The following is a 6,791-nucleotide window of genomic DNA, read 5'->3' on the forward strand; positions in this document are numbered from 1 at the left end:
AAAACGATTGGTATAAGGCCAACAAGGAATAATAATGACAACACAAGTGCATAACGAAAAGCTTTCACCTTGGCCTTGGCAAGTGAGCCGTAATGAGCTCAGTTTCGATGAAGCTGAACTTGGCAAAAAACTCAAAGATTTAACTCAGGCCTGTTATCTGGTTAATGACCCAGAGTTGGGTCTTGGCGCTGCCCAGCAGGCGGATGTGGTCACAGAAAATGATCGTAATAACGGCGCCTTGCCGGTCAGTGCCTTTGCCCCAGCCCTTGGCACTCAAAGCCTAGGTGACAGTAATTTTCGCCGGGTACACGGGGTTAAATATGCTTATTACGCCGGTGCTATGGCAAACGGTATTGCTTCTGAAGAGCTGGTAATCGCCCTAGGTCAGGCGGGTATTTTATGCTCATTTGGCGCAGCAGGATTGATTCCAACTCGGGTAGAAGCGGCCATCAAGCGTATTCAAGATGCGCTGCCAAACGGCCCTTATATGTTTAACCTCATTCATAGCCCTAGCGAGCCAGCATTAGAGCGCGGCAGTGTTGAACTATTTTTAAAGCATAAGGTGCGCACCGTTGAGGCCTCAGCCTTTTTAGGCTTAACTCCGCAAATTGTTTATTACCGCGCCGCCGGGTTAAGTCGCGATGCCCATGGCGACATTCAAATCGATAATAAGGTGATAGCTAAAATTAGCCGCACCGAAGTGGCGATTAAGTTTATGGAGCCAGCGCCAGTTAAAATCCTCCAGCAACTCCTTAATGAAGGCCTTATCACCCCTCTGCAAATGGAGCTCGCGCAACTCGTGCCCATGGCCGATGACATTACCGCCGAAGCGGATTCTGGCGGTCACACAGATAATCGCCCCTTGGTGACCTTGCTGCCGACAATTTTGGCACTAAAAGACAAGGTGCAGGCTCAATATCAATACAAAACCCCTATTCGTGTGGGTTGTGGCGGCGGTGTCGGCACACCCGATGCAGCCCTTGCCACCTTTAACATGGGCGCGGCCTTTATCGTGACAGGCTCCATTAATCAGGCTTGCATCGAAGCGGGCGCCAGTGAGCACACCCGCAAACTGCTGGCTACCACGGAAATGGCCGATGTGACCATGGCGCCGGCGGCAGACATGTTTGAGATGGGCGTTAAGCTACAAGTGGTTAAGCGCGGCACCCTATTCCCCATGCGCGCCAACAAGTTATATGAAATTTATACTCGCTACGATTCAATAGAAGCCATCCCAGCGGACGAGCGTGAAAAGCTTGAGACTCAAGTGTTTAGATCGTCTCTTGATGAGATTTGGGCCGGCACTGTGGCCCACTTTAATGAACGTGACCCTAAGCAGATAGAACGCGCCAAAGATAACCCTAAGCGCAAGATGGCACTGATTTTCCGCTGGTACTTGGGATTATCGAGCCGCTGGTCTAACACGGGCGAAGTTGGCCGTGAAATGGATTATCAAATCTGGGCAGGCCCGTCCCTTGGCGCCTTTAATGCCTGGGCGAAGGACAGCTATTTAGATGATTATCGCGAGCGCCGGGCGGTGGATTTAGCCAAGCATATGATGCATGGCGCCGCCTACCAAGCGAGGATTAATTTACTCCACGCCCAAGGGGTGAGCATTCCAGTGAATTTACAACGCTGGAAACCACAGGACAAGGTGAGTTAAACTGCGTCAACCAAGAGCCCACATTGTGGGCTCTTTTATCATCAGCGCCATTGCCCACAGACGAGAACATTCGATGAGCGACACTCAAAAATTAGATTTCTCCGCCATTAACGACACCACAGAAAAATCCTTTATTGCGCAAAAAAACTTGATCAAGCGAGTGTTAAAAGGCACCCCAAGTCAGTGCCCTGAATGTCAAAAACCACTGACCTTGCGCTTACCTACCCAGGCTAACAAGCACTCAGCAGACACACCTGCGGCAGGCATATTCTGCGCCAAAGGCTGCACGGATATCGAATTGGATATGGAAGCGGTGAATAAGCTGAAATAAAACGAACGGCGCGTTGCGCCTACCGAACGCCCTGCGGGCTACAGAATACGGTTTTCAGTCTTCCGCTTTTCTGTTATCCGTAAGCGCAGCGTTCCGTTGTCCGTTATCCTGCTTTTCCCGTAAGCGTAGCGTTCAGTTATCGCCTCTAGACTCTAGCAGCGAAGCAACCTCGAAAACCTAAGGTCACCCTAAGACCAACCTAATTCAAAGTGTGACCTATTACTGCACATGTAAATTACTGCATATGTAAAAAATCTGTCTTGACCATGTCGACCAATTCTCTGGCTCTTTGGGCTTGTTTGGCAGAAAAACTCTCTGGGTAATCGTAATAAAATTGCACGCTGTGGCCTTTGAGTTTTTCAGCTATGGTGAAACGCAAGCCTTCCACATAACCTTCTTGCTGCTTGAGCCAGGAATTCATACTGGCAATGTCACCCTCAGCGCCGGGGTGGATATCCATATTATGACTAGGAATGGCAATTTTTTTAATACACTTGCCCACTCCACCACTAGTATTGGTATTTAAGGTATTATCGCTCATGTTGTGCTCCCAAAATGTGCCCCAAAAAACTCATTAATTCGAGACTACACCTAATCGCCTTGCAAACTAGTACGACCTGTTTAACCTTTATAGCAACCACATTAATTATGTGTTCAATCAGAGCGGGTTTCAAAGATGATATCTCTGCGTTGAAGACTTTTGACATCAAGCTTAGATTATTTGTATCACTTCATTTGGCGTTCAAGATTTTATAATTGCTTCAACTATAATAAACTGACTTCACTAACGACAAAGTAAATTGAAGGGTTATAGATGAAATTGAGTCGCTCTTATCTTGTATTAATACTTTTTTTTTCCTCACAGTGCGGCGCACAAAGCTATCAATATGTCTCCATTGACGGGTTATTTGAACAACGAGTTGGTGAGATAGTCTTAACTCAAATTTATCAAAAAGCAGGGCTAGAAATGACGTTCGTCGCCATGCCGGGGAAGCGAGCTCAGCGCGAAGCAAGCTCTGGGCGCAAAGATGGTGAGATAATGCGTATATTCAGTTATGGCATTGAAAATCCAAGTATGACGCGAGTGCCTACATCCTATTACTATTTGGAAACCATGGCGTTTGTCCACAAAGAAAGCCAAATAACCCTCAATTCAAAAGCAGATTTAAGCAAATATAATGTGCTTAAAGTCCGTGGCGTTAAGCACACCAATAACATCACTCGCGGCTTAGCTCACGTATATAATTATGATGATACCGAAGCCATGTTAAAAGCACTTGGCGAGAAACGTACTAGCCTTGCGCTCACCAATACCGCAGATGGCAATTACCATATTAAAAAGCTTGGGCTTAAACATGTGATAGCCCTACCACCAGCATTAGCTAAATTAAAGTTGTATCACTATATCCACAATACAGTATTGGAAGCCAATCCAGGGCTTATGTCTACGCTTAATAACACCATCAAAGCGATGAAAAAAACCGGTGAGCTAGATACCTTATTGCACCGAGCTGAAACCCAAGTATTAGCTCGCTTGCCATAACATTGTTTGAATAGCCTGGGCTTGAGTCATGTCTTGGGAGACTTGGGATTTATCCCACAAGCTTGCTCGGTACTCGCCACCCACTTTTAATTCCCCTACCCCTTTTGGCGTTCCCGTCATGACGATATCGCCATCTTCCAGTGTCATAAACTCACTAATGGCGGTTAAAATTTGCTGTGGCGTATAGAGCATTAATTCACTGTCACCCCACTGTAATCGCTCGCCATCTAATGTCAGTTCAAAACACCAATTAAGGCTTGAAAGTGGCAGGCTAGGCTCTAATGCAGTAAATTCACTAAACACTGCTGAGCCATCAAAGGCTTTAGCACGCTCCCAAGGTAGTCCTTTAGCTTTAAGTTGCCCTTGCAGCTGACGCTTAGTTAAATCTAGCCCCAAGCCCACCGCCGAAAATTTACCGTCCTTCACCATGAAGCACAACTCGGCTTCATAATGTATGGTTTCCTGTGAAAAGGCGTTCAACGTCTGACTAATTGCTGAGTTAGGCTTTAAAAATACCACCATATCATCGGGGATTTCATTACCCAGCTCTTGAATGTGCTCTGCATAGTTCCTGCCAATACAAACCAGCTTCGAAGGGGTTACAGCCACTTTATGACCATCTTGCTGATTTAGATTTATTTGTGCTAATGCCACTGTCCGTTCCTTTTTAAATATGAGCCATAGCGTTAAACGTAAGTCCGTCAGCTTTACATCGTGTAAGCCGCCAAAGGCCTACTTTAAATATAAAACAATATCATCTCAATAATATCTCTGCCTAGACTAGACTTAATCCATTGACTGCTTGGAATGAAAGCTAGCATTTAGAGCAGCACCGACCTTCTTGCTCATCAAGCTTCCTTTTATTTTGAATTAGCTCAATTTTCAATCCGAAATTTGCATTTCCACTACAATTAAACGTAACATGAAAGCAACAACAGCTCTCATAATTCAACATCCATCCTATTGAGTTTGTTGAAAATATAATCATGCTAGCTGGAGAAATAATAACAATAATGGCCAATAAACATGCTTAATATTACAATCAAACAAAAGATAGCCCTAGGCTTTGCCTCTATTGGTATACTACTCCTTGCAGGCACAAGCTTTTTTTACTCCTCATTAAATAAAATTCAAACAGCAAATTTTAATATTGAAACGTTAGCCGTCCCTGTAAAACAGCAAAGCAATCAATTGCAACTGTCGCTACTCAAAATGGCACAGCTTAATAGTCAAGCTTATGCTCAATCTAAACGCAGCGAATTAGAAGCAAGCCAAACTGATTACCAAACTCTGCAAGGCCAATATCAGCAGCTACAGACTGAATTAGCATTAAAAGTTGTCGACCATCCCCAAATGCAGGCCCTACTGAGTAAAGCACAGGATTATTTTTCAGCCTATAACGAACAAAGCAGTAACATGTTCAGCCAAAAGCTTGCGATAGATGCTGCTAAAGATGGCTTTAATAAAATCAACGCTGAATTTAAAGAAGCTAAAACAGCAGCAAGCAACAGCATGATAGACCTAGAAATTATTGATGCAGGCAGTCAAGCGGCATTGCTAAATGACGTAATTGCAACAGGCACTCGCATCGATGACATGCTCTACACCTTAGGCAACTCTTTAGCTGACCTTGGCCGTCTCACAGAGCTAAATGGCATTAGCACACACAAAGAAGATGTTAGTTTTTTACTCAGCAACATAAGCAGTAATTTTGATTATTTAAAACAACAGGCTTACGGTTTAGCCGCAGATGAGCAACTGGATCAATTTACGGCTCAGTTTGAGCTTATCCAAGTACAATTACAGTCACCAGGGACGCTTTATCTGGCGCAAGAAAAAGTGGTTAGTCACCAGCTCGCCGCCGATAAAGCCCAGCAACAAGCCAATCAACTCTTTAGCAGTAGCTACGACACCTTAACTCAGTTAGTGCATTTAGCCGATCAGCGCTTTTCCGCCTTACAGTCAATATCTGATGAAGAAATCGTTTCCGCACAAACATTAGCATTTTCAATGGCATTAGTATTTATTTTAATGGCAAGTTGCATCTATTACTTTACTTCTAAAGCCATGCTGGAACCTTTAACCTTAATCAATGCTGCATTAGCAAAAATGGCCGCAGGCGATCTGTCTCAGCGCTTAGAAAAACACAATAACGATGAGTTTGGAGTATTAACCGATAACATTAACAAGCTCAGTAATTCATTGGCACACTTATTACAAGATATCAGCCGTGATGCCCATCAGCTTGATGCCTCAGCCGTTGCATCTCAACGCCAAGGTGAAACCATAGCCAGCTCTGCCAATGGTCAAATACAGCGCGTGAACCAGGCCAGAACACTTGCTGAGCAAATCCATCACAGCTCCAATACCGTGCATACTCAAGCCGATGAATCTGCTAAGCAAATATTATTTGCCTCCAAACTGGGCTTACAAGTCAAGAATACTGCTGACGATAATCAGAGTATTATAGAAACCCTATCAAACAATTTAGGTCAGTCAGTGAGGGTTATTGCCCGATTAAGCGAGCACAGTAACAACATTGGCAGTATCTTGGTGACCATTAGCGCCATTGCTGACCAAACTAATTTATTAGCACTGAACGCCGCCATTGAAGCAGCTAGAGCCGGTGAACACGGACGAGGCTTTGCCGTTGTAGCCGATGAAGTACGCTCCCTTGCATCACGTACTCAAGCCTCAACGGCTGAAATTCAAACCATGATTGATGCGTTACAGCAAGAAACTCAAAATGCAGTCAGTGCTATCGGTCAAGGCCAATCTCAGGCGGGTGAATGTGTTGAGCAGAGTAAAACCTTGCATAGTGACATAGAACAAATTGAACAAGCATTGAATAACATCAGCCACATGAGTCAGAGCATCACAGAGGCTGCAACTGAACAAGTGCAATACAGCCAACAGATTGAAACCACTATGATTGACACAACCCAAGCTGCCGAGCGAAATGCTAAAGAATCCAGTGATATGGCAAAGGAAAGCACTGAGCTGAATAAGCTTGCTCATTCGCTGACCACATCAGTAGAGCGCTTTACGCTTTAACATAAGGAACGCCCTTCGGGCTACAGAATACGGTTTACGCAGTATCCTGTTATCCGTAAGCGTAGCGTTCCGTTTTCGACCAGTACGAACGTCACTTCGTGACTACCGAACGCACTCCGTGCTTACAGACTACGGATTTCGGTTATTTCCGTTATCCGTGAGCGCAGCGTTCCGTTATCGACCAGTACGAACGTCACTTC

General features: G+C 44.9%; 6 protein-coding genes. 4 read left to right on the top strand and 2 right to left on the bottom strand.

Translation table 11 applies throughout. The features are described from left to right. The first annotated feature begins 34 nt into the window (after positions 1-34). Positions 35-1,663 (top strand): eicosapentaenoate synthase subunit PfaD, encoded by a 1,629-nt coding sequence (pfaD, locus tag H5073_RS02270; RefSeq protein ID WP_182676520.1) that lies wholly within the window; start codon positions 35-37, stop codon positions 1,661-1,663. Positions 1,664-1,736: 73 nt separating this feature from the next. Next, positions 1,737-1,994 carry a hypothetical protein gene (locus tag H5073_RS02275; protein WP_182676582.1) on the top strand — a complete coding sequence of 86 codons (258 nt, stop codon included), beginning with the start codon at positions 1,737-1,739 and terminating at the stop codon, positions 1,992-1,994. Between the two features lie 235 nt (positions 1,995-2,229). On the opposite strand, the gene H5073_RS02280 is transcribed toward H5073_RS02275, so the two are convergent. Then, positions 2,230-2,535: a hypothetical protein gene (locus tag H5073_RS02280; RefSeq protein WP_182676522.1), complete on the bottom strand. Its 306-nt coding sequence runs from the start codon at positions 2,533-2,535 to the stop codon at positions 2,230-2,232. A gap of 273 nt (positions 2,536-2,808) precedes the next feature. Here H5073_RS02280 and H5073_RS02285 point away from each other — a divergent pair, with 273 nt between their 5' ends. After that, positions 2,809-3,537, top strand: a complete 729-nt coding sequence (locus tag H5073_RS02285) for an ABC transporter substrate-binding protein (protein WP_182676524.1) — start codon at positions 2,809-2,811, stop codon at positions 3,535-3,537. Here the strand turns inward: H5073_RS02285 and H5073_RS02290 are convergent. After that, complete coding sequence (locus tag H5073_RS02290; RefSeq protein WP_182676526.1) at positions 3,520-4,191, bottom strand: fumarylacetoacetate hydrolase family protein; 672 nt, start codon at positions 4,189-4,191, stop codon at positions 3,520-3,522. The two genes, H5073_RS02285 and H5073_RS02290, sit on opposite strands and share 18 nt — an antisense overlap. Positions 4,192-4,563: 372 nt before the next feature. Between H5073_RS02290 and H5073_RS02295 the strand changes: the two genes are divergently transcribed. Next, entirely contained in the window at positions 4,564-6,591 is a 2,028-nt protein-coding gene (locus H5073_RS02295; RefSeq protein WP_182676528.1) for a methyl-accepting chemotaxis protein, read from the top strand. Positions 6,592-6,791 lie beyond the last annotated feature (200 nt).

It is taken from the genome of Shewanella sp. SR44-3 (assembly GCF_014163735.1).
Lineage (GTDB): Bacteria > Pseudomonadota > Gammaproteobacteria > Enterobacterales > Shewanellaceae > Shewanella.